The following is a 22,007-nucleotide window of genomic DNA, read 5'->3' on the forward strand; positions in this document are numbered from 1 at the left end:
AGGGCACTACCGTCCGTAAAGTCCACCATGCAGACCCTTCCGGTGTTCCAACCGGCCGCGGCCTTCAGCAAAAAGGAGTTTCAGTGCCCATTTCGGGGATCGACCTGTCCACCATTGATCACACGGTCCGGCCGCAGGATGACCTGTACCAGCACGTAAACGGTGCATGGCTTAAGGCCACGGAAATTCCCGACGACCGGCCATTGGAAGGCACGTTCACCGCATTGCGGGACGGTTCCGAAATCGCCGTCCGCGACATTATTGAGGAAGCAGCCGCCAAGGCTGATGCTGCCAGCGGAATCGAGCGGAAGATCGGCGGACTGTACAACAGCTTCATGGATGAGGCTGCCGTGGAGGCCAAAGGCATGGAGCCTATCCGCCAGCGGCTCGCCGAGGTTTTCGCCACCACGTCCACCGCTGATCTCATAGCACTGGCCGGCCGGCTGTTCCGCTCCGACGTGGGCGGTCTTTTTTATATCTACCCTGCCCCGGATGCCGGGAATCCGGACCGCGTCCTGCTGTACACGGGACAGGGCGGCCTGGGACTTCCTGACGAGTCGTACTACCGGGAAGAGAAGTTCGCCCCCATGGTCTCCGCGTACACGGCGCATGTGCAGACCATGCTCGCGTTGGCGGACGTGGCGGATGCGGAAGGCGCGGCGGGACGGGTGGTTGGGCTCGAAACAAAGCTGGCGTCGCACCATTGGGACAACGTCACCCTCCGGGATCCGCAGAAGACCTACAACCTGAAAACGGCTGAGGAAGCATTTGCACTGTTCCCGCACCTGGCCACCTGGTTCGACGCCGCCGGCATCGAACCGGACAAGCGGCAGGAAATTGTGGTGAGCACGCCGGACTTCTTTGCCGGCGCGGCGGGGCTCGTCGAGTCCGAGCCGTTGTCCACGTGGCAGGAGTGGCTGGCCATGCGGGTCATCAGCGCAGCGGCACCTTACCTGTCCTCCGCTTTCGTGGACGCGAATTTCGCGTTCTACGGCACCACCATCAGCGGGACGCCCCGGAACAAGGACCGCTGGAAGCGCGGGGTGGCCGTTGTGGAGGCAGCCCTGGGCGAAGCCGTTGGCCAGATCTACGTCGCCCGGCATTTCCCGGAGACCCACAAGGCCCGGATGCAGACGCTGGTGGCCAACCTCATCGAAGCCTACCGCCGCAGCATCACGGACGTGGGCTGGATGGGTGAGGACACCAAGGCGGAGGCCCTCCGGAAGCTGGAGGGGTTCCGGGCGAAGATCGGTTTCCCCGATAAATGGATTGACTACTCCGCGGTGGAGATTGATCCAGACGACCTGCTGGGCAACGTGGAGCGGGCCCATAATGCCGACGTCGACCGGCACCTTGACGAGGTGGGCAAGCCGGTGGACCGCAACAAGTGGCTCATGACCCCGCAAACGGTCAACGCCTACTACCACCCGATGATGAACGAGATTGTGTTCCCGGCGGCCATCCTGCAGCCCCCGTTCTTCACGGCGGACGCCGATGACGCCGTCAATTACGGCGGCATCGGCGCCGTGATTGGCCACGAGATCGGCCACGGCTTCGACGACCAGGGCTCCCAGTTCGACGGCGGGGGCACGCTGCGGAACTGGTGGACGGAGGAGGACCGCCAGGCGTTCGAGCAGCTCACCGCGAAACTGGTGGCCCAGTTCGATGCACTGGCACCCACCGCGGCGCCGGACCACCACGTCAACGGCCGGCTCACGCTCGGCGAGAACATCGGCGACCTGGCCGGGCTGGCCATCGCGTACAAGGCCTACCAGATCAGCCTGGACGGCCAGGAACCCGAGGTCCTGGACGGGCTCACCGGGCAGCAGCGCTTCTTTGCTTCGTGGGCCGCCGGCTGGCGCCAGGTGATCCGGCAGGAAGAGGCAATCCGCAGGCTTGCCACGGACCCCCACTCCCCCAACGAGTTCCGGACGAACGCCATCGTGAAGAACCTGGACGCCTTCCACGAGGCCTTTGAGGTCACCGGAGAGGACGCCATGTGGATGCCGCCGGCGGAGCGCGTCAGCATCTGGTGACAGTCAAGCAGAACAACTGAATCGGGGCCCGCCTTCCGGCGGGCCCCGATTCAGTTAAGCAGCCTGGCTTTATTCAGAAACGATGAGGTACGGGTTCGCCTGCTGGCAGGTCTCGTCGCCGGCCGTCTGGTTCACGATGTCCTCCGGCAGCGCGGCCGCCGCGCCGTACGTGGTGCCCGTCGTGAAATCGGTGCCCAGGTAGACCTGGACTCCTGAAACTGCGGGGAGGGCAACGGTCTGCCCGGCCGGGATTCCGAGTACCGCGGCAACGTCGGCCGCGACGTCGGCAAAGCCGGGACCGTAGTAGACCATCGACTGCGCCACCGCTGTTGCCTCAAACTGGGCAGCCTGTGTGAAGCCCCCGGAGATGAGCGCCTGGACAATTTCCTGGGAACGCCCGGGGACGCCGGTGCCGTTCGCCACCGTGACAGGCTGAATTGCCTTGTCATAGGGCGGCTGGGCCGGGGCAGTTTCGGTCGGGGCGGCCGACGGCGGGGCGGTTTCGCTCGGCGAGGGCGTTGCGGGAGCGGTGGGGTCGGTCAGGTCGATGTCCTTGCGGAGTGCAGCAAAGAGCTGGGAGCCGGCCGGCTCGGCAATCTGGAGCCTGTTGGGGTCAAGGTCTGCCGGGGCGGTGGGGACGGCGACGAACGCCACCTTGCTGATGTCGATGTCCTTGAGCCGGTTGCCGATGGTCAGCAGGGTGGGAACCGAGGCCAGCCCTTCATCCACGGTCAGATTCTGGGTAACGACGTCGGCGATCTTCAGCATCTTGCCGGGATCGGCCAAGGTGCCGTCGTCCTTGATCTTCCGCGTCAGCGAGGAGAGGAAGCCCTGCTGGGCCTTGATGCGGCCCAGGTCGCCGCCGTCGGCAAATGCGTGGCGGGTGCGCAGGAACGCAAGCGCCTGCTCTCCCTGGACCATGGAGGTGCCCGCCGGCAGCCGAAGCCGGGAGTCAGGGTCATACACGGCGTCGCTGATGCAGACTTCCACGCCGCCCACGGCATTGGAGAGTTCCTTCACGGCGTTGAAGTCGGCCATCATGAAGTGGTCCACCTCCAGCCCGGTGATCCTGTTGACGGTATCCACGGCGCAGCCGATGCCGGCTTCCGTCATTGCCTCGTTGATCATGACGTCGCTGCGGGCAGGGTATTCCGTACCGGTTTCCCCGTCTTTGCACTCGGGAATGTCCACCAGGAGGTCACGCGGGAAGCTGATGACGCTGACGCGCTTGTTGTCCTCGGAGATGTCCATGAGCATCATGACGTCCGACTTGCCGTAGCCTGCGGAAAGGTCGGCTTCCCCGTACTCAGCGTTCTTCCCGTCGCGGGTGTCCGAGCCCAGGATGAGGATCTGCATCCTGCCGGTGGCGTCGCTGACCGTCTCGCTGTTTCCCCCGCCCGCGTTCAGCGGGGCCTTGGAAATATTGCCCTGCAGGCGCAGGTACCAAAACCCGGCGAACGCGATGCCTCCCACGATGGCCAGGGAAAGGACGGCGGTGACAACCTTCAGCCACACGGGCATCCCCCGCAGGGAGCCAAGGTGGCGCGCTGCCCCGGCAGTGCCATCGTCCGCATGGCGGGACGCAGGTCCTGTTCCGGGTGACACGTCAGCCCTGTTGTCGCGCATGTCGCGGCCTCGCCCCACGTGGTGAACCTTCCTCTAAAATCAAAATCCGGTCCATTTTAGTGGCCCAGTCTGGGAATTGCCCGGCAGCGCTGCAGCGGCACCGGTGAAGCAGGTCAGAAACCCAGCTTGACCAACTGCTTCGGGTCGCGCTGCCAGTCCTTGGCCACCTTGACGTGGAGGTCCAGGTAGATGCGTGTACCCAGCAGGGCTTCAATCCCCTTGCGCGCGTTGGTTCCCACCTCGCGAAGCCGGCTGCCGCCCTTGCCGATGATGATGGCCTTCTGCGACGGGCGTTCCACGTACAGGTTCACGCGCACGTCCAGGAGCGGGTTGTCCTCCGGCCGGTCCGGGCGGGGAACGATCTCTTCGACCACCACTGCGAGGGAGTGCGGCAGTTCGTCGCGGACGCCTTCGAGTGCCGCTTCGCGGATCAGCTCGGCAACCATGACGGCCTCGGGCTCGTCCGTCAGTTCGCCGTCGGGATACAGCGGAGGCGACGGCGGCATGTGGCTGATCAGGACATCCGCCACGGTTTCCACCTGGAAGCCATCCGTCGCGGACACGGGCACGATGTCCTTCCAGCCGTCCTCCCCCATCACTTCACGGCCAAGCGCCGCGACTGCCAGGAGCTGTTCGGTCAGGGCCTGGCGGTCCACCAGGTCCGCCTTGGTGACGATGGCGATGACAGGCTTGCGTCCCACCGCGGCCAGCTGGGCGGCGATGAATTTATCCCCCGGACCGATCTTTTCGTTGGCCGGCAGGCAGAAGCCGATGGCGTCCACCTCGGCGAGGGTGTCCGCCACGAGGTCGTTCAGGCGCTTACCCAAAAGGGTGCGCGGGCGGTGCAGCCCCGGAGTGTCCACCAGGATCAGCTGGGCGTCCTCCCGGTGCACGATGCCACGGATGGTGTGGCGGGTGGTCTGCGGCTTGGCGGACGTAATGGCCACCTTTTTCCCCACCAAGGCGTTGGTCAAGGTGGACTTTCCGGCGTTGGGACGCCCCACCAGGACTGAAAAGCCTGCGCGGAAGCCGCCGAAGTCTTCCTCTGCTGCTGCTTTATTTTTCTTGCTCACGTGGAACTCCCTGCTGGGTTGTTTCCGCCTCTTCGAGGAGGTCTTCAAGGTCAGTGTCTACTCTTGGCACCGCTGCCGCAATTATGTGGCTGACGCGGTTCCGCCGGCCTTCCAACCGGTCCGCCCGGAGCGAGACTCCGTGGACTTCCACGTGGCTTCCAACGATCGGAACCCTGCCGAGCGCCTTGGCGAGCAGGCCGCCCACGGTGTCCACTTCGTCGTCGTCGAGCTCCATGTCGAAGAGCTCGCCCAGGTCGTCGATGCTCATGCGCGCGCTGACCCGATAGGAGCCATCGCCCAGCTCCACGGCTTCCGCGCTTTCGGTGTCGTACTCGTCAACAATTTCGCCCACGATCTCTTCGATCAGGTCCTCGAGGGTGACAAGACCGGCCGTGCCGCCGTATTCGTCGATGACGATGGCAACGTGCGTGGATTCCTTCTGCAGTTCACGCAGCAGGTCGCTCACCGGCTTGGATTCCGGCACATACCGGACCTCCCGGGCCAGTGACTCCACCAGCGGCGGTTCCTCGTCCGGGGCCAGCTCATGCAGGACGGCGGCAACGTCCTTAAGGTAAATGATGCCGAGGATGTGGTCGGTGTCCTCGGCGATCACAGGGATCCTGGAATAGCCGGAGCGAAGGAACAGCGTCATGGCCTGGCGGAGGCTGGAGCCCGCTTCGATGCTGAGGATGTCCGTCCTGGGCACCATGACCGCGCGCACCAACGTGTCGCCGAAGTCGAACACGGACTGGATCATCTCAGCCTCGGTGTCCTCGATCATGTCGGATTCGCTGGCCCGCTCCACAAGCTCACGGAATTCCTGCTCGCTGAAAAACGCTTCGTCGCCGCCCGGCGCGCCGGGCGCTGCCGCGCTTCCCAACGCCACGAGCCAGCCGGGGATGGGCCCCAGGACCCAGGTGAGGAAGCGGATCAAGGGGGCCGTGAAACGGACCACGGCAGCAGAATGCAGCCTGCCCAGCTGCCGGGGTGAGACACCCACGATCACGAATCCCAGCAGGGCCATGATGCCGGTTGCTGCCAGGCCGGCAAGCCAGATGTTGTCCAGCAGGCTGTAAAGCAGGACGGCCACAGCCACCGCGGAAGCCATCTCGAACCAGATGCGCCAGAACCGGAGGGCCCGGATATGCGCCACGGGCTGGGCGAGGATCCGGCGCATGGCGATATTGCGGCTCTTGAGGAGTGCCTCCTCGGCGTCGTGGCGCGGGAGGAAATTGAAGGCGGCCTCGGCCGCGGTCAACACCGCCGCGATACCCAGGAAGACCAGGGCCATCGCGACAAGGAGCAAAGGCGTCACTGGGTGGTCTCGGCGGGTGCTTCTTTGCCGGTGAAGCCGGACAGGAGCTCCCGCTGGAGCCCGAACATCTCGGCCTTCTCCTCGGGTTCTGCATGGTCGTAGCCCAACAGGTGCAGAATGCCGTGTGTTGTCAGCAGCAGCATTTCATCCTGGAGCTGATGGCCCGCGTTCCGGGCCTGGACCACGGCCACCTGGGGGCAAATGGCAATGTCGCCAAGCATTCCCTGCGGAGTGGGCCGGTCCGGCGTCCCGGGTGTGAGCTCGTCCATGGGTACGGACAGGACATCGGTGGATCCCGGCTCATCCATCAGTTCGATGTGCAGCTTCTCCATCGCGGGCTCGTCCACGAGGAGGATCGACAGTTCTGCTTGGGGATGGATATAGAGCTGTTCGAAGATGTACCGGGACAGCGCAACGAGTTCCGCTTCGTCAACCTGGACGCCGGACTCGTTGTTCACCTCGATGCTCAAGCGTGTTCCCCCCGTTTTTCCTTGGTTGCTGAATGTTTGACGCGGCGGCGCTGGGCATCGTCCCAGATGCTGTAGGCATTGACGATGTCGCCCACCAGGCGGTGCCGGACGACGTCGGCCGCGTCCAGGACCGAAAAGTTCACGCCTTCGATGCCGGTCAGGATTTCCTCCACGATCCGCAGTCCGGACCGGGTGCCGAAGGGCAGGTCAACCTGGGTTACGTCACCGGTGACCACCATCTTCGAGCCGAAGCCGAGCCGCGTCAGGAACATCTTCATTTGCTCAGGCGTGGTGTTCTGCGCCTCGTCGAGAATGATGAAGGCATCGTTGAGCGTGCGGCCGCGCATGTAGGCAAGGGGTGCCACCTCGATGGTGCCGGCTGCCATGAGCCGCGGAATGGATTCGGGATCCATCATGTCGTGCAGTGCGTCATAGAGCGGACGGAGGTACGGATCGATTTTGTCGCTCAGGGTTCCGGGGAGGAAGCCCAGGCGTTCCCCGGCTTCAACCGCCGGACGGGTCAGGATGATCCGACTGACCTCTTTTTGCTGCAGCGCCTGTACTGCTTTGGCCATGGCAAGGTACGTCTTGCCGGTTCCGGCCGGCCCGATACCAAAGATCACGGTGTTGTCGTCAATGGCGTCAACGTAATTCTTCTGGTTCAGGGTTTTCGGGCGGATGGTGCGGCCGCGGCTGGAGAGGATGTCATGGGTCAGCACGTCCACGGGGTTCTGCAGGGACTGGGTGCGCAAGAGGGCCACCAGCTGCTGGAGCACCGTGGGATTGATCACCGTGCCGCGGGCAACGAGGCCGCGGACTTCATGGAGGAGCCGCATGATCCGCGGTACGTCACTGGTGGGACCGCTGATGGAGAGTTCGTTGCCGCGGACGTGGAAATTAACGTCCGGGAACTGTTCCTCGATGTACCGCAACGCCTCATCATGGCTGCCGAGTGACTGGACCATCTGATCGGAGTTGTCAAAAAGGACTACCTCGGTCCGGATGCCGGGAAGGGAATGGGGGAACTCCCCGGGCGTGCCCTCTCCGGTGGTGAGCCGGCGCTTTCCGTTAGCTGATTCAGTCATGGTGCTGGCCCGCAGGCCTGTGGTCCCCTCGAGGTCGGTTCAGTTGTTGGGCTGTTGCGCGGAGGCCGTTGCCCGTTCTCCCCGTCCAGCGATCCTTCCATCTTACGCCAGAGCGTCCCACGGCCGGATATAGGGAGGCTGCCCTGCAGGGCACAAAAGGGCCCGACGCGGCGGCGGTTGCGTCATAAGGTATCAACTTCATATCGGCCTCATATCGTTCCCGTTGCAGTTGGCCGCCAGTGCCGCTCCGCGGCTCTTGGGCCCCGCGCGTTGTGCCATGCTGGAAATCCAGCTGCAGCTGGAACACCAGGCCGCCCGGGGATCGGCCCTCCATGCAAGGAAAGGACAGGCAACAAAAGTGCCGGAAACCGCTGCGCCCAAGGGCGCCGCCCGTGCCCTGGGCCGCGCGCGCGCTCTTGTGCTTGCCGGTGTCCTTGTTGCCGTTCCCGCCTTGACGGGCTGCATTGCCGAAGCGGGACCGTCACCCACAGCCACGCCGCTCACAGGTCCGGCCGCCTCGGGCACCGCACAGCCTCCGTCCACCAGCGCGCCGCTGGAAACCACCCAGTCCTCCAACAAGGCGCCTGTGTACTGGATCGGCCGCAGCGACAGCGGGGTTTTCCTTTACCGGGAATTCCGGGATGTCCCGGACCAGGAAAATCCGGTGACCCGGGCACTGCGGGCCATGATGTCCGACAAACCCCTCGACCCTGATTTTTTTACCCCCTGGCAGAACCCGAGCCAGCTCGCCACGTCGATTTCGGGCAAGGACGTCATCACTGTTGATGTGTCCGAGGATGCATTCAACAGCAATCTCGACGCCGACATGGCTGCCCGGGCCATCCAGCAGCTGGTGTATACGGCAACGGCCGCGGCTGCCAGCTCAGGACTGATCGACTCGGGCCAGCAGATCCGGGTGCGCATCCTGGTGGACGGACATACGGACTACGTGGCCTTTGACCACATCCAGCTGGGCGCCCTGATGACGCGCACCGCAGGCCTTGTTGCACCCGTCTGGATTATCGACCCCCAGGAAAACGTGGAAGTGGGCGGCGGCAGCGTCAAGATCACCGGGCGCAACACAACGGCAGGCGGCAAGCTCCGCTGGCAGATCCTCCAGTCCAGGGACAACGGCGCCAAGGAGCCGTTCCTCACGGGCGAGACCACCGCGTCTGCTGAACAGGGACAGGCCGGGGTGTTCACCCTGGCGCTCAACCTGCCGCCAGGTGACTACGAGCTGCGGGTCTCCCAGGCGGGCACTGGCGACCAGCCGGACCAGTACGAGGACACACGGGCCTTTAAGGTGTGGTAGCCTTCCAGCGGCCCAGGATGTCGCTGGCAAGGACGACGGCGGCAGGCCCGGCCGTTGATGAGCGCAGGACGTGGTGGCCCAGGAGTGCTGTCACGGCGCCCTTGTCGCAGAGTTTCGTGACTTCCCGGGGGCTGATGCCGCCTTCCGGTCCCACGATCAGGAGCACTTCCCGGGGCGCCGCTCCCCCCGCTCCATCCCATGCTTCGAGGACGTTTCGCAGTGGCCGCACGGCGTCCTCATGAAGGATGACAGCCAGGCCGGCGGCTTCGACGGCCGCGGACAGGGCGGCTGTGTCGACGGCGGGCCGGACCTCGGGAACCCAGGCCCGGCGTGCCTGCTTGGCCGCCGCAGTCACAACGGACTGCCATTTGGCATGGGCCTTGGCGGCCCGGTCACCTTTCCAGCGCACGATGGAACGCTCGGACTGCCACGGAATGACGGCGTCGATTCCGAGCTCTGTCGCCGTTTCGATGGCCAGCTCGTCCCGGTCGCCCTTCGCAAGCGCCTGGACCAGGACCAGCCGGACATCGGGGCGGTCTTCGACAGCCACCGACGTGCACTCGACTTCCAGAGCCGAGGAAGAAGCCGCGGTGACGCGTCCGCTCATCCGTGTGCCGGCACCGTCCACGATGTCCACAGCTTCACCGGGTGACAGCCGTTTAACCGCAACAGCGTGCCTGGCTTCGGGTCCTTCCAGGATGAACCGCGTTGCGGGCGCGACGCCGTCCAGGGACCCGGCGGGAGTGAAGAAGACGGGGTTGCTCACCGCTACAGGTTACCGAGGCGGTCCCGGAGTTTGGCGAACATGCCGCCGCTGGCAGCAAGTTTGCCCTCGGTGATCTGCTCGCCGCGCATCTTGGCGAGCTGCCGCAGCAGGTCCTCCTGGGCGGCATCCAGCTTTGCGGGGGTCTCAACCTGCAGGTGCACCTTCAGGTCGCCGCGGCCGTAGCCGCGCAGGTGGGTAACGCCGAGGCCGCGGAGGGTGATGATCTCACCGGACTGCGTTCCGGGCTTGACGTCGATTTCCTGGGTCCCGTCGAAGGTCTCAAGGCTTACCTCGGTACCCAGCGCTGCGGCCGTCATGGGGATGTTCAGCGTGGCGTGGAGGTCGTCTCCGTCGCGGACGTAGGTGGCGTCATTGTTGACGCGGATTTCCACGTAAAGGTCACCGGAGGGTCCGCCGGCGGGCCCGGCCTCGCCCTGGCCGGAGAGCTGGATCCGGGTGCCGGTGGCCACGCCGGCGGGAACCTTGATGGTCAGGGACCGGCGGCTCCGGATCCGTCCCTGGCCGCTGCATTCGTTGCAGGGGTCCTTGATGACGGTGCCGAAGCCTTCGCAGCTGCCGCAGGGCGCAGCCGTCATGACCTGGCCCAGGATGGAGCGAACGGCCCGCTGGACCTGGCCGCTGCCTCCGCAGATGTCACACCGTTCGGGGTGGGTGCCGGGCCGGCAGCATGATCCCTCGCAGGTGGGGCAGGTGACAGCGGTGTCCACTTCGAGTTTCTTGTTGACGCCGAACACCGCATCGCGGAGGTCGATCCGGACACTGATGAGGGCGTCCTGGCCGCGGCGGACACGGGAGGCAGGCCCGGTGGAGCCGCCGGCGCCAAAGAACGTGTCAAAGATGTCCTGGAACGCGAAGCCCTGGCCGGCGTAGCTGCCGCCGCCGAATCCGTTGTCCGTACCGTTTTCGTTGCCGGTGGTGTCATAGACGCGCCGCTTTTGGGGGTCGGAAAGGACCTCGTACGCGTGGGTTACTGCCTTGAAGCGGTCTGCGGCGTCCTCACCCGGGTTAACGTCCGGGTGCAGGGTCCGGGCCAGCTTGCGGTAGGCCTTCTTGATTTCTTCGCCGGTGGCCTCCGGTGAGACTCCAAGGACGTCATAGTGGCTGCTCAAAGTTTGTATCTCTTCCTTGTTGTACTGCCTGCATGCGGGGTGCCCTGCCCGTGGTTCCGGCTGCCTGAGCGCCGGGACCGCCGGTCAGGGTCCCAGGATCCGGGAAAGGTAACGGGCAACAGCCCTGACGGCGGCCATGGTGGTGGGATAGTCCATGCGCGTCGGCCCCAGCACGCCAATCTTGGCCGTGCTGTCCGGGCCGTATCCCGTGGCCACGACGGACGCCTCGGAAAGGCCGTCGTAGGGGTTCTCGCGGCCGATGCTGACGGCCACGCCGCGGTGGTCCTGCGCCATCTCGCTCAAGAGCCGCAGCATGACCACCTGCTCCTCCAGGGCTTCCAGGACGGGGCCGATGCTGAGCGGGAAATCGACGTTGGACCGTGCAAGGTTCGCCGTTCCCGCCATCACCATCCGGTCCTCACGGCTGCTGTGCGCCAGCACCTCCAGCCCGTGGGCCAGCGCCTGCGCGGCCGGCCTCTGGCCGGGACTAACCGCCGACACCACGGCCGGAAGTGACTGGGCCAGCTGGCCCAGCGGCGTTCCTGAAAGGGAACCCAGGAACCGGGTCCGCAAGGCGGCCAGGGCGTCGTCCCCCAGGTCCTGCCCGACGTCGATGACCCGCTGTTCCACCTTGCCGCTGTTCGCGATGAGCACCACCAGCACCTTGCGGGGAGCAAGCAGGACGAATTCGATGTGCCGGATCAGGGCACGGCTCAGGTGCGGATACTGGACAACCGCCACCTGGTTGGTCAGCTGCGACAGCAGGCGGACCGTCCGGTCCAGGACGTCGTCAAGGTCGTCTGAGCCCTCCAGCAACGACTGGATGGCCCGGCGCTCGGCCTGCGACAGGGGTTTGACGGCCGAAATCTGGTCGACGAACAGACGGTAGCCCTTGTCCGTGGGAATCCGGCCCGCGCTGGTGTGCGGGGCGGTGATCAGGCCCTCGTCCTCCAGCGCCGCCATATCGTTGCGGATTGTCGCACTGGAGACGCCGAGATGATGCCTCTCGACCAGGGCCTTGGATCCCACCGGCTCGCGGGAGTGGACGTAGTCCTCCACGATGGCCCGCAGTACTTCCAGCTTGCGTGGCTCGCTCACACTCCACCTCCATCCAGGGTCAGGGCGGCCGTGCCGCCCGCACCGTGCCACCACCAGGGTTAGCACTCGACATGCCTAAGTGCTAACAGTCTATTATGCCTCGGGCCGTTGTTAGCATTGGTACCGCTCCGGGCGAAATTCCGGTGGCACTGATCTAGCGCTAGGCGGAGTCGATCCATGGATTACCAGAACTGGGGCCCCCGGGACATGTCCGCGCCCGTCCGGACCCAATTGCCCGAAGTGCCCGTTGAGCGCGGAATGGTGCTGGAGGACGTCCAGTCCGGTTGGGTCGGCGCCGTCACCCGGGTGGAAAAGTCCGGCGGGATGCACGTGGTGGTCCTCGAGGACCGCCGCGGGAAGTCACGGACCTTCCGGCTGGGTTTCGGTTTCCTCCTCGAAGGCCGCGCCATCCGCCTGATGCCCCCGGCACCCCGTCCGGCGAAGGCCGGCCCCGCCGCAGGAAGGACTGCCTCCGGCTCCGTGCGGGTTGCCGGCCAGCGCGCACAGGTAGCCAAGGCCAGCCGCATCTGGGTGGAGGGAAAGCACGACGCCGAACTGGTGGAAAAAGTGTGGGGAGACGACCTCCGGGTGGAGGGCATCGTCGTCGAACCCCTGCACGGCATTGACGACCTGGCCGGCGCGGTGGCCGACTTCCGGCCCGGACCGGGACGGCGCCTGGGCGTGCTCGTGGACCACCTGGTGCCGGACTCCAAGGAGTCGCGCATTGCCGATGCCGTCATGGCGTCTCCCGGCGCGGCCGGGAATGTGCTCATCGTGGGCCATCCCTACGTGGACGTGTGGCAGGCCATCCGGCCCGCTGTCCTCGGCATCGAGAAGTGGCCCGTTGTGCCGCGCGGGCAGGACTGGAAGACCGGGATCCTGGCCGCTTTCGGCTGGCCCCACGACACGAAGGAAGACATCGGGCTGGGATGGCAGAAGCTGTTGGGGGCCGTCCGCAGCTATGCAGACCTGGAAGCATCCCTGCTGGGGCGGGTTGAGGAAGTGATCGACTTCCTCACTGTTCCCTGATTGGGCAGCCAACACCCGGATAGCCAGTATTCTTGGTACTGCGGTGCCTGTGAAAAAGGGGCAGGCCCGCATCCAACCACCGGCATTCGCACCATTTGCACTCTCGAAGGAACAGACTGTGTCAGAAAACGCACGTGATCACAGGGACAGCCAGGGCGGCGCGGGCCGCTCGGAATACCACGGCGTCCCGGCGAATGCGCTGCCCCTGACGGCGGGCGAGGACCGGCAGTGGGCCACGCTGGCGCACTTTGGCGGGATCCTCGGCTGCGTTCCTGCCCTGCTGATCTTCCTCATTTTCAGGGACCGTGGCCCGTTCACCGCCCAGGAGTCCAAGGAAGCCCTCAACTTCAGCCTCCCGCCCACCATCGCGGCCGTGGTGGCCAATATCCTGGTGTTCATCCCCGTGATCGGCAACATTTTTGCCGTGATCGCGACCCTCATCTGGATCGCCCTGACCTGCTTCTCCGTGGCCGCCGGCATCCACGTCAACCGCGGCCAGCCGCACCGCTACCCGTACAACCTTCGCTGGATCAAGTAGCGTTCCAGCAATACGGGGGCCACGCCCTGCCCAACAACCACGCGTTATTGGGCCGGGAGTGACCCCGTGTTGGTTTAGCGGATTACTCGGGAAGGATGCGGCGGACCACCGCGTCAGCCAGCAGGCGTCCCTTGAGGGTGAGGACCAGCTTCCCCCGGAATGCCGCGGCCGGGTCCACCAGGCCGTCGGCAATCAGCCCGGCAATCTCATGGCGACCCACGGCGCTCAAGGCGGCCACCTCAAGCCCGGCCTGAAGGCGGGCTTCCAGCATGACGCGCTCGATGTTCCGGGTTTCCAGGTCCAGGGTCTCCCTGCCTGCGGCCGGGGACAGGCCCTGCGCCAGGCGGCCGGCGTAGGCAGTGGGGTGCTTGACGTTCCACCAGCGGACACCGCCCATGTGGGAGTGCGCGCCGGGGCCGATCCCCCACCAGTCGTCCCCGCGCCAGTAGGCGAGGTTGTGGCGGCAGGCATGGTCCGGGGTACGGGCCCAGTTGCTGACTTCGTACCAGCCCAGCCCGGCTTTGGTGATCAGCTCATCGGCGAGCTCGTACTTGTCCGCATGGTCGTCGTCGTCGATTCCGGGTACCTCCCCACGGCGGATCTGGGCAGCCAGCTTGGTGCCGTCCTCGATGATCAGCGCGTAAGCGCTGATGTGGTCCGGACCGTACGACAATGCCGTTTCCAGGGTGTGGCGCCAGTCGGCCAGGGACTCCCCCGGCGTTCCATAGATCAGGTCCAGGCTGACGGCGAGACCCGCCTCGCGCGCCCACTGCACAACCTCCGGCACCCGGCTGGGCGTGTGCGTCCGGTCCAGGACCTTGAGCACATGCGGAACAGCCGACTGCATGCCGAACGAGATCCGGGTGAATCCGGCCTCCTTCAAAATGGCGAGGGATTCGGGCGTGACGGAGTCGGGATTGGCCTCCGTGGTGACTTCGGCGCCGTCCTCGATCCCCCACTGGTCGATGGCCGTCCGAAGAATCAGGGCAAGGTCGTCCGCGGGAAGCAGCGTGGGAGTGCCGCCGCCGAAGAAGACGGTGCTGAGCTTCCGGTCGGGGATCCCCGACCCGGCCAGCACCTTGGCCGCCAGCGCCACCTCGGACGCCGCGGTTTGGGCGTAGGCATCCTGCGACGCACCGCCGCCCAGTTCAGTGGCGGTGTAGGTATTGAAGTCGCAGTAACCACAACGGACGGCGCAGAACGGAATGTGTACGTACAACCCGAACGCCCGGTCCGCCGCACCTTCTGCCGCCTGGGCAGGCAGCAGTCCGTCCGACGGCGCCGGGTCGCCGAGTGGAAGAACGCTAGGCATCGTTGCGGCCCTGGTTATGTCCGGCCACCATCATCACTACTTCTTGGCCTTGTCCTTGGATTCGTCGGTGGTGAGTGCGGCGATGAAGGCCTCCTGCGGGACCTCGACGCGGCCCACCATTTTCATGCGCTTCTTGCCTTCCTTTTGCTTCTCCAGCAGTTTGCGCTTACGGGAGATGTCACCGCCGTAGCACTTGGCCAGGACGTCCTTGCGGATGGCGCGGATGCTTTCGCGGGCAATGATCCGGGAGCCGATGGCTGCCTGGATGGGCACCTCGAACTGCTGGCGGGGAATGAGTTCGCGCAGCTTGGTGGTCATCATGACCCCGTAGGAGTAGGCCTTGTCGCGGTGGGTGATGGCGGAGAACGCATCCACCTGCTCACCCTGGAGCATGATGTCCACCTTCACAAGGTCGGCCACCTGGTCGCCGTCGGCCTTCCAGTCCAGGGAGCCGTAACCGCGGGTCTTGGACTTGAGGATGTCAAAGAAGTCGAACACGATCTCGGCGAGCGGCAGGCGGTACCGGATTTCCACCCGGTCCTCGGACAGGTAGTCCATGCCGCCCATCACGCCGCGGCGGCTCTGGCACAGCTCCATAATGGCGCCGACAAACTCATTGGGGGCCAGGATGGTTGCGGAGACCATGGGCTCGCGGACCTCCGAGATTTTGCCGGAGGGGTATTCGCTGGGGTTGGTCACATGGACCACCTTCTTGTCCTCCAGCGTCACCTCGTATTCCACGTTCGGGGCGGTGGAGATGAGGTCCAGGTTGTATTCGCGTTCCAGCCGCTCCCGGGTGATTTCCAGGTGGAGCAGGCCGAGGAAGCCCACGCGGAAACCGAAGCCCAGGGCAGCGGACGTTTCAGGTTCGTACACGAGGGCGGCGTCGTTGAGCATCAGCTTCTCCAGCGCATCGCGGAGCACCGGATAGTCCGTGCCGTCCAGCGGGTACAGGCCGGAGAACACCATCGGCTTGGCATCGGCGTAGCCGGGCAGGGAATCAGCCGCGGGTTTGGCGAGGTTGGTGACGGTGTCGCCCACCTTGGACAGGCGGACGTCCTTCACCCCGGTGATGAGGTAACCCACTTCGCCGACGCCCAGGCCCTTGGAGGGTGTGGGCTCCGGTGAGCTGACGCCGATCTCAAGGAGTTCGTGCGTGGCCCGCGTGGACATCATCTGGATGCGTTCGCGGGGGTGGAGCATGCCGTCCACCACGCGGACATAGGTCACCACGCCGCGGTAGGTGTCATAGACGGAGTCGAAGATCATGGCACGGGCGGGGGCGTCTGCGTCGCCTTCGGGGGCCGGCAGGTCGCGGACAATCTTGTCCAGCAGGGCTTCAACGCCCATGCCGGTCTTTCCCGAGACGCGAAGGACGTCCTCCGGATCCCCACCGATCAGGCTGGCAAGTTCGGCCGCGTACTTCTCGGGCTGGGCTGCCGGGAGGTCAATCTTGTTCAGGACCGGAATGATCGTGAGGTTGTTTTCCATTGCCAGGTACAGGTTGGCGAGGGTCTGGGCCTCAATACCCTGGGCTGCGTCCACCAGAAGGATCGCTCCTTCGCAGGCGGCGAGCGAGCGGGAAACCTCGTAGGTGAAGTCCACGTGGCCGGGGGTGTCGATCATGTTCAGCGCGTAACTGGTGCCGTCGAGTTCCCAGGGCATGCGGACTGCCTGGGACTTGATGGTGATGCCGCGCTCGCGTTCGATGTCCATCCGGTCCAGGTACTGGGCCTTCATGTCGCGGGACTGAACGACGCCGGTGAACTGCAGCATGCGGTCTGCCAGGGTGGACTTACCGTGGTCAATGTGCGCGATGATGCAGAAGTTCCGAATGAGGGCCGGATCTGTCGCGGCGGGCACCGGGGCGGTGCGGGCCATGGGAGACACGCAGGGTCCTTACTGTTGGCATTCACGCGGCACCGCCGGGGCACTGCACAAGGCCCCTGCGGTTGAGCCGCACATCTGGAACATCCAGTGTCCCACGTCCGGACCTGTGGCACTGCATTCCATGCCGGATCTGCCGTCATTCCCCGGCGCACCGCCGGCTATAGGGTGGCGGCATGGCTATCAACCTCCTCCGTTCCCTGGGAAACGCCGTCGGAAGCGGCCTCCGGCTGCTGCGGAAGGCAGGACGGGCAACACCACCCGCCGGCCCCCGCCCCGCACCGAACCGCGCTACCCGGGGTTCCATGTCCAAGAAGTCCGGTTCCCGGAATGCAGCTTCCGCCGGTGCCGTTGCCGCGGGCCGTCCCGGAGACACCTACCCCGGCGATTTCCAGGGGCGGTCAAAAGTCTCGTATGCGCCGCAGCCCGATGGTGCGCCGGATCCGGGCGAGGTGGTGTGGGCGTGGGTTCCGTACGAAGAAGACCACACCCGCGGGAAGGACCGCCCGGTCCTCCTGGTGGGGCGCAGCGGGCCCTACCTGCTGGGGCTGATGCTCACCAGCCGCGACCGCATTCCCGCCGCGTCGGCCTCCAGCGACTATGTGGACCTGGGCAAGGGAGGCTGGGACCGGCAGGGCCGGCCGAGTGAGGCCAGGCTTGACCGCATCCTGCAGATCAGGCCGGACAGCATCCGGCGAGAAGGCGCGGTCCTGGACCGGACGCGCTTCGACAGCGTGGCAGCCGGGCTGCGGCGGCGACACGGCTGGTCTTAACGGCAAAATGGCCAGTCCGGCGCCTGACCTGCTATTCTTTATAGCTGTGTGTCCGTGCAGGTCGACGGCCACTGATGGTTGGCCGCCATAGGTATCCCCACGCCGCTCAGTCAATGGCCAATCTGAAAGCCCTCTAGACCATTTCCGCATTAAAAAGAGAGTTCACACGTGGCGAATATCAAGTCCCAGAAGAAGCGCATCCTCACCAACGAGAAGGCACGCCTGCGCAACAACGCAGTCAAGTCCGAGCTGAAGACGGCCATCCGCGCCGTCAACACCGCCGTTGAGTCCACGGACAAGGATGCAGCTGCTGCTGCCCTGGTTACTGCCAGCCGCAAGCTGGACAAGGCTGTCAGCAAGGGTGTTCTGCACAAGAACAACGCAGCGAACCGCAAGTCGGCGATCTCCAAGAAGGTCAACGCACTCTAAGGTTTCCAGTTCGTCTGAACTGATGGTTGTGGCCGGTACCCTCGGGTACCGGCCACACATCTTTAAGCATCAATAGGCAGCACCGTGAAGCGGGGCCGCAACGGGTCAGCGGCCCCCGCGTGCACGGGCGCGGGGACGCGTTACCTGCCCTGGACGGACATCGCTATCACCGTCACGGCATGCTCTACCGCATACACCGGGTCGCGGGACAATCCCTTGACCTGGGCGTCGGCTTCGGCAGTTGCCTGGATGGAGCGGACCAGCCCCTCCGGTGTCCAGCGGCGGACGTCGCGTTGGGCCTGTTCCACCAGCCAGGGCTGCATTCCCAGTTCGGATGCGATCTGGGCTGAGGAACCGGAGGCTCCCGCCACCCGGGCTACGGTGCGCAGTTTGGCGGCGAGGGCTGCCACGAGCGGAACGGGGTCGGCGCCGGTAGCGAGTGCGTGGCGGAGCGTGGACAGCGCCAAGGGGCCGTTGCCTGCCATCGCGGCATCTGCCACCTTGAATGCGGTGGCCTCGATCCGCCCTCCGTAGTAGCGGTCCACCACTTCCGACGTCACTGTGGTGCCGGCGTCTGCCACCAGTTGGCTGCATGCGGCCGCGAGCTCGGAAAGGTTGGCTCCGACCGCGTTGACGAGGGCAAGGACGGCTTCCTGTTCAATGCGGCGCCCCGCGGCTTTGAATTCGGCGGAAACGAACGCCATCTTGTCGGCGTCCTTTTTCAGGGGCTGGCAGTCAACCACGGGCCAGCCGGCCTTCTTGATGGCGTCCAGGAGCTTTTTGCCGCGCGTTCCCCCGGCGTGCCGAAGGACCAGCACGGCGTCCGGTTCCGTATGGTCCAGGTACCGAAGGGCGTCAGCGAGGAAGGCGTCGTTCATGGCTTCGACGCCTTCCACCTCGATCAGTTTGCTTTCACCGAACAGTGACGGGCTGACCTGCATCAGCAGCGTCCCGGCCTCGTAGCCTGCCGCGTTGATGCGGCTCACTTCCACGTCCGGAGCCGCTGCCCGGACCTGCGAACGGATGGTGTCCATGGCCCTGATGCCCAGGTATTCCTCAGGCCCGCTGACCAGGACGACGGCGGCAGGGGTTACGTCACGCCAGGTGGCGGCATTCGACGCCGGGGAACGGGTTGCTCGCTTTTGCGCAGCGGCCATCGGGGGTTCCTTCCGGAAAGTTTTGTGGAGTATCCCAGCCTGCCACGTCCCGGCCCGCGGTCAAAGCCGCAGCGGGCGCGGACGGCAGCGATGTGCCGCTCCAGCAGTGCAAGGAGCACCACCGTGTGCCGGTGCGAAGCGAGAACCAGGTCCATGGCCTGCCGGGGCCGGGCCACCGCCCACACGGCGGCCACAGTCAGGACTGAAAAAAGCACCATGGACAGCAGCCCGGGCACGCCCTCGGGCCAGGCCAGGGCCGAGCCGGGAAGCCGGGCGGCGATCCGGGCCGTGCCGGCAACCCCGGCGCTGAACGTCCCCGCCACCGCGATCAGCACGGTGGCCAGCCAGGGTGCCAGGACAACGAGGGGAACGGCCGCTGTCCCCAGCAGCGTCACGGGCGCCACCAGCGGCGAAGCGACCACGTTGGCCAGGAGCGAATACGTGGAGAACTGGGGCTGCAGCAGCACAATCACCGGCCCGCACAGCAGCTGGGCCGACAACGGGACCGCCACGGCTGCAGCTGCCCAGCGGGGAACTGCAGCAGGCGTCCATTCGATGATGCGCCGGCCCAGGACAATAATCCCGAGTGTCGCGAGAACCGACAGCAGGAAGCCGAAACTGCCGCCAAGCCCCGGGTCCAGGAGGAGTAATCCCATAACGGCCAGGCAGAGGAAGCTCAGTCCCCGGCCGGAGCGGCCTCCCGCCAACGCGGCCACCCCCACAGCCCCCATCAAGGCTGCCCGCAGGACACTCGCATCCGGGCCCACCAGCACCACGAACAGCCCCAATACCGTGAGGGCAACCGCCGCCGCAGGAATGCGCGGCAGGCGGAACCGCCGGCAGGCGAGCAGGACGGCACCGAGAACCAGGCTGCAGTTGGCCCCGCTGACCGCTGTCAGGTGCGTCATGCCCACCGCTTTCATGGAGTTCTCCAGCCCCTCATCCAGGGCGCTGGTATCCCCTGTGACCATTCCCGGGAGCAGGCCTGCGGCATCAGGCGACAGGAAGGCCGAGGCCGCAACAAAACGCGTCCGCAAATCCTTGGCCGCGCCCTCCAGCCCCTCCCCGCCGGTGGGCATGCCCGGCGCGGATGACGCGGTAAGGGTGCCTGCCTCCTGCCGCCCGGGGTCTGCGGGCCGGAGCTTTCCGGTGGCGCGCACGGATTGCCCGGGGACCAGCGTTGCCCAAGTGTCGCCGCCCATCACCACCAACTGCGCGCGGGTCCGGAGCAACATTCCGCCCGTGGTCACCTCCCGGGTCCAGACCGGAACCGACCAGCGCGCCGGCGGCCCTGCCTGCCCGGGCGCGTCCAAGGCACGCGGCGCCCCGGCCACCTCGACGACGGCCACAACGGACTTGCCCGAGGCTATGGCCGCGGCCAAGGGACCCTCGAACCGCTGGCTTGATGCTGTGGACGAGTGTGCTGCGGCGGCAGCGGCCAGCACGCAGGCCACAGCAGTGGTGGCGAGGAAGCTTCGCCTGGCAGGTGTGCGGCCGGCGAGCCGTGAAAGCCGAACCAGCAGAAGTGCCGCCAGGGCAAGCAACCCGATACACAGCACAGCCAGGACAGACGGCGTCAGCCACAGCCCCGCGATGGATGCACCCCAGACCATGGCAGTCGGCAACGCAAGGCGCACGTCGGTGCGGCGCCGCGGGGCCTCACTGCCGGCGTCGTTCCCCTGTCCCGCCCCCTTGGCGCCGGCCCGCTCCCGGGCGAATTCAGAAAGCCTTCCGCCGTATTCACGGAAATCCCCGCGATGTGGCCCTGCGGGGCGGGCCGCCCACCGTCCCGAAGGGCGCTGCCCCGAATGGCCGGCCGGGGCATCCCGGGCAGGCAAAGGGGCCCGGTCCCCTCCCGCGCCCACTTCGACGGAGGGAGCATCAGCCGCCCCGCCCCGGACGGCTGACTCCACGTAGCGGCTCCAGGGGCTGGGCCTCCGCTGCCCTCCGCCGCTGCGCATCCGGCTGCCGTTCATGGCCTGTCCCGCTTCATACGGTCACCAGGGGCAGCAACGCCTCAAGCATCTTGGGCCCCACGCCGTCAACGGCATCCAGTTCCTCGATGTTCTTGAACGCTCCGTGTTCCTTGCGCCAGTCAACGATCCGCTGGGCCAGCACCGGACCCACCTTGGGCAGGGCATCTAATTCGGCGGCCTCCGCCGTGTTGATATTGATCTTCGCTCCTGCCGGTGCGCCCGCAGCCCCACCGGTGCCGGCACCGGGATCAGGGGTCCCTGCACTCTCCGGTCCCGCCGGAGCTGCTTCCCCGTGCCGCGGGACGTGGATCTTCTGGGCGTCCTCGACAACAAGGGCAAGGTTGAGGCGGTTCAGGTCGGCATCCGGGGTTCCGCCCCCGGCGGCCGCGATGGCCTCGTGGACACGGCTTCCGGCGGGCAGGTGGACCACGCCCGGGCTGGCCACGGCACCGGCGACATGGACCACCACCGTGCCGGAGACCGGAGCACGGGCCGAGGGATCCCCTCCCCCAGGCTCCACGCCACCGCCAGGCTGCGCGTCGGCCTCCGGCTCCCCGGCACCTTCTTCCGCTGCGTCCCCGCCTGTCGCTTCGGTTCCGCCCGGACTGATTCCGCTCAGGGGCAGGATTTCCGGCCGCCCGGATGCGGTCTGCCACCAGAACAGCGCCCCCGCAGCTACGGCAAGGATTCCCAGGAGGATGGCGACGCGCATGCCCACCCGCCACCGCAGCGCGGGCCCCACCTTCGAGGAGCCAAGAGATTCGGGGCCTTCACCGTTCCCGTGCCCCTCGTGGCCGTCCGAGTCCCCCTGCTCCGGGCCCAGGTATTCAAACGCCTGCTCCCCGCGCCCTTCCAGCAGGAGGCCCCCGGGGCCGGGCCCAAGGGTGGCCTGCAGCCTGTCCCTGGCATGGCGCGCCTGATGACCTGCTGCTCCAGCATCCCGGCGTGACATGCCTTCACGCTAGGTACACCCGGCCACGCGGCAACAGGACCGG

General features: G+C 66.2%; 19 protein-coding genes. 6 read left to right on the plus strand and 13 right to left on the minus strand.

Annotated features, from left to right (window positions below):
- The first annotated feature begins 83 nt into the window (after positions 1-83).
- Positions 84-2,036 carry a M13 family metallopeptidase gene (locus tag B5520_RS06095; RefSeq protein WP_079596171.1) on the plus strand — a complete coding sequence of 651 codons (1,953 nt, stop codon included), beginning with the start codon at positions 84-86 and terminating at the stop codon, positions 2,034-2,036.
- Between the two features lie 69 nt (positions 2,037-2,105).
- On the opposite strand, the gene B5520_RS06100 is transcribed toward B5520_RS06095, so the two are convergent.
- The 5 genes from B5520_RS06100 to B5520_RS06120 all read right to left on the minus strand — a co-directional run bounded on the left by B5520_RS06100 (position 2,106) and on the right by B5520_RS06120 (position 7,605).
- On the minus strand, positions 2,106-3,662 hold the full coding sequence (locus B5520_RS06100) for an LCP family protein (RefSeq protein WP_079596172.1): 1,557 nt from the start codon (positions 3,660-3,662) through the stop codon (positions 2,106-2,108).
- A 113-nt stretch (positions 3,663-3,775) separates the two neighbouring features.
- Positions 3,776-4,735 carry a GTPase Era gene (gene era / locus B5520_RS06105; protein WP_079596173.1) on the minus strand — a complete coding sequence of 320 codons (960 nt, stop codon included), beginning with the start codon at positions 4,733-4,735 and terminating at the stop codon, positions 3,776-3,778.
- Positions 4,719-6,050, minus strand: a complete 1,332-nt coding sequence (locus B5520_RS06110; protein ID WP_079596174.1) for a hemolysin family protein — start codon at positions 6,048-6,050, stop codon at positions 4,719-4,721. The genes era and B5520_RS06110 overlap by 17 nt, the downstream gene beginning before the upstream one ends.
- Positions 6,047-6,520, minus strand: coding sequence for an rRNA maturation RNase YbeY (gene ybeY, locus B5520_RS06115; RefSeq protein WP_079596175.1), 474 nt, complete (start codon positions 6,518-6,520; stop codon positions 6,047-6,049). Before ybeY ends, B5520_RS06110 begins: the two co-directional genes overlap by 4 nt.
- Positions 6,517-7,605 carry a PhoH family protein gene (locus B5520_RS06120; protein ID WP_079596176.1) on the minus strand — a complete coding sequence of 363 codons (1,089 nt, stop codon included), beginning with the start codon at positions 7,603-7,605 and terminating at the stop codon, positions 6,517-6,519. The genes ybeY and B5520_RS06120 overlap by 4 nt, the downstream gene beginning before the upstream one ends.
- A gap of 358 nt (positions 7,606-7,963) precedes the next feature.
- On the opposite strand from B5520_RS06120, the gene B5520_RS06125 reads away from it, so the two are divergent.
- The gene (locus tag B5520_RS06125; RefSeq protein ID WP_104443452.1) at positions 7,964-8,917 is read left to right on the plus strand and encodes a GerMN domain-containing protein; all 954 of its coding nucleotides are present in this window, start codon (positions 7,964-7,966) and stop codon (positions 8,915-8,917) included.
- Here B5520_RS06125 and B5520_RS06130 read toward each other — a convergent pair.
- From B5520_RS06130 to hrcA, 3 genes are all read right to left on the minus strand, one after another.
- Positions 8,904-9,683: a 16S rRNA (uracil(1498)-N(3))-methyltransferase gene (locus tag B5520_RS06130; protein WP_079596177.1), complete on the minus strand. Its 780-nt coding sequence runs from the start codon at positions 9,681-9,683 to the stop codon at positions 8,904-8,906. The genes B5520_RS06125 and B5520_RS06130 overlap by 14 nt on opposite strands.
- Before the next feature lie 2 nt (positions 9,684-9,685).
- Complete coding sequence (dnaJ, locus tag B5520_RS06135) at positions 9,686-10,813, minus strand: molecular chaperone DnaJ (protein WP_079596178.1); 1,128 nt, start codon at positions 10,811-10,813, stop codon at positions 9,686-9,688.
- 84 nt (positions 10,814-10,897) lie between these two features.
- Positions 10,898-11,911 (minus strand): heat-inducible transcriptional repressor HrcA, encoded by a 1,014-nt coding sequence (gene hrcA / locus B5520_RS06140; protein WP_079596179.1) that lies wholly within the window; start codon positions 11,909-11,911, stop codon positions 10,898-10,900.
- Positions 11,912-12,088: 177 nt separating this feature from the next.
- Between hrcA and B5520_RS06145 the strand changes: the two genes are divergently transcribed.
- Together B5520_RS06145 and B5520_RS06150 are read left to right on the plus strand one after the other, a co-directional pair.
- On the plus strand, positions 12,089-12,940 hold the full coding sequence (locus tag B5520_RS06145) for a DUF3097 domain-containing protein (RefSeq protein WP_079596180.1): 852 nt from the start codon (positions 12,089-12,091) through the stop codon (positions 12,938-12,940).
- Between the two features lie 118 nt (positions 12,941-13,058).
- Positions 13,059-13,478, plus strand: coding sequence for a DUF4870 domain-containing protein (locus B5520_RS06150; protein ID WP_079596181.1), 420 nt, complete (start codon positions 13,059-13,061; stop codon positions 13,476-13,478).
- Between the two features lie 82 nt (positions 13,479-13,560).
- Here B5520_RS06150 and hemW read toward each other — a convergent pair whose 3' ends face one another.
- Both hemW and lepA read right to left on the minus strand, forming a co-directional pair.
- Positions 13,561-14,790: a radical SAM family heme chaperone HemW gene (hemW, locus tag B5520_RS06155; RefSeq protein WP_079596182.1), complete on the minus strand. Its 1,230-nt coding sequence runs from the start codon at positions 14,788-14,790 to the stop codon at positions 13,561-13,563.
- 36 nt (positions 14,791-14,826) lie between these two features.
- Positions 14,827-16,680, minus strand: coding sequence for a translation elongation factor 4 (lepA, locus tag B5520_RS06160; RefSeq protein ID WP_079596183.1), 1,854 nt, complete (start codon positions 16,678-16,680; stop codon positions 14,827-14,829).
- A gap of 173 nt (positions 16,681-16,853) precedes the next feature.
- Between lepA and B5520_RS06165 the strand changes: the two genes are divergently transcribed.
- Entirely contained in the window at positions 16,854-17,450 is a 597-nt protein-coding gene (locus B5520_RS06165; protein WP_079596184.1) for a type II toxin-antitoxin system PemK/MazF family toxin, read from the plus strand.
- Positions 17,451-17,618: 168 nt separating this feature from the next.
- A complete protein-coding gene (rpsT, locus tag B5520_RS06170) occupies positions 17,619-17,879 on the plus strand; it encodes a 30S ribosomal protein S20 (RefSeq protein WP_056739236.1) in 261 nt (86 codons plus the stop codon).
- Between the two features lie 140 nt (positions 17,880-18,019).
- Here the strand turns inward: rpsT and holA are convergent, their stop codons facing one another.
- From holA to B5520_RS06185, 3 genes are read right to left on the minus strand one after another with little or no spacing between them, the layout of a single operon-like run.
- Positions 18,020-19,036: a DNA polymerase III subunit delta gene (gene holA, locus B5520_RS06175; protein WP_079596185.1), complete on the minus strand. Its 1,017-nt coding sequence runs from the start codon at positions 19,034-19,036 to the stop codon at positions 18,020-18,022.
- Positions 18,970-21,012: a ComEC/Rec2 family competence protein gene (locus B5520_RS06180; protein WP_254865484.1), complete on the minus strand. Its 2,043-nt coding sequence runs from the start codon at positions 21,010-21,012 to the stop codon at positions 18,970-18,972. Before B5520_RS06180 ends, holA begins: the two co-directional genes overlap by 67 nt.
- A 13-nt stretch (positions 21,013-21,025) precedes the next feature.
- Complete coding sequence (locus B5520_RS06185; protein ID WP_079596186.1) at positions 21,026-21,964, minus strand: helix-hairpin-helix domain-containing protein; 939 nt, start codon at positions 21,962-21,964, stop codon at positions 21,026-21,028.
- Positions 21,965-22,007: the final 43 nt, after the last annotated feature.

The organism is Arthrobacter sp. P2b, from assembly GCF_900168295.1.
Taxonomy (GTDB): Bacteria; Actinomycetota; Actinomycetes; order Actinomycetales; family Micrococcaceae; genus Arthrobacter.

Excerpts from the sequence above, each read along its gene's own strand:
- B5520_RS06100 (WP_079596172.1), bottom strand. The coding sequence starts at position 3,662 with ATGCGCGACAACAGGGCTGACGTGTCACCCGGAACAGGACCTGCGTCC.
- B5520_RS06120 (WP_079596176.1), bottom strand. The coding sequence starts at position 7,605 with ATGACTGAATCAGCTAACGGAAAGCGCCGGCTCACCACCGGAGAGGGC.
- B5520_RS06145 (WP_079596180.1), top strand. The coding sequence starts at position 12,089 with ATGGATTACCAGAACTGGGGCCCCCGGGACATGTCCGCGCCCGTCCGG.
- hemW (WP_079596182.1), bottom strand. The coding sequence starts at position 14,790 with ATGCCTAGCGTTCTTCCACTCGGCGACCCGGCGCCGTCGGACGGACTG.
- B5520_RS06165 (WP_079596184.1), top strand. The coding sequence starts at position 16,854 with ATGGCTATCAACCTCCTCCGTTCCCTGGGAAACGCCGTCGGAAGCGGC.
- holA (WP_079596185.1), bottom strand. The coding sequence starts at position 19,036 with ATGGCCGCTGCGCAAAAGCGAGCAACCCGTTCCCCGGCGTCGAATGCC.
- B5520_RS06180 (WP_254865484.1), bottom strand. The coding sequence starts at position 21,012 with ATGAACGGCAGCCGGATGCGCAGCGGCGGAGGGCAGCGGAGGCCCAGC.
- B5520_RS06185 (WP_079596186.1), bottom strand. The coding sequence starts at position 21,964 with ATGTCACGCCGGGATGCTGGAGCAGCAGGTCATCAGGCGCGCCATGCC.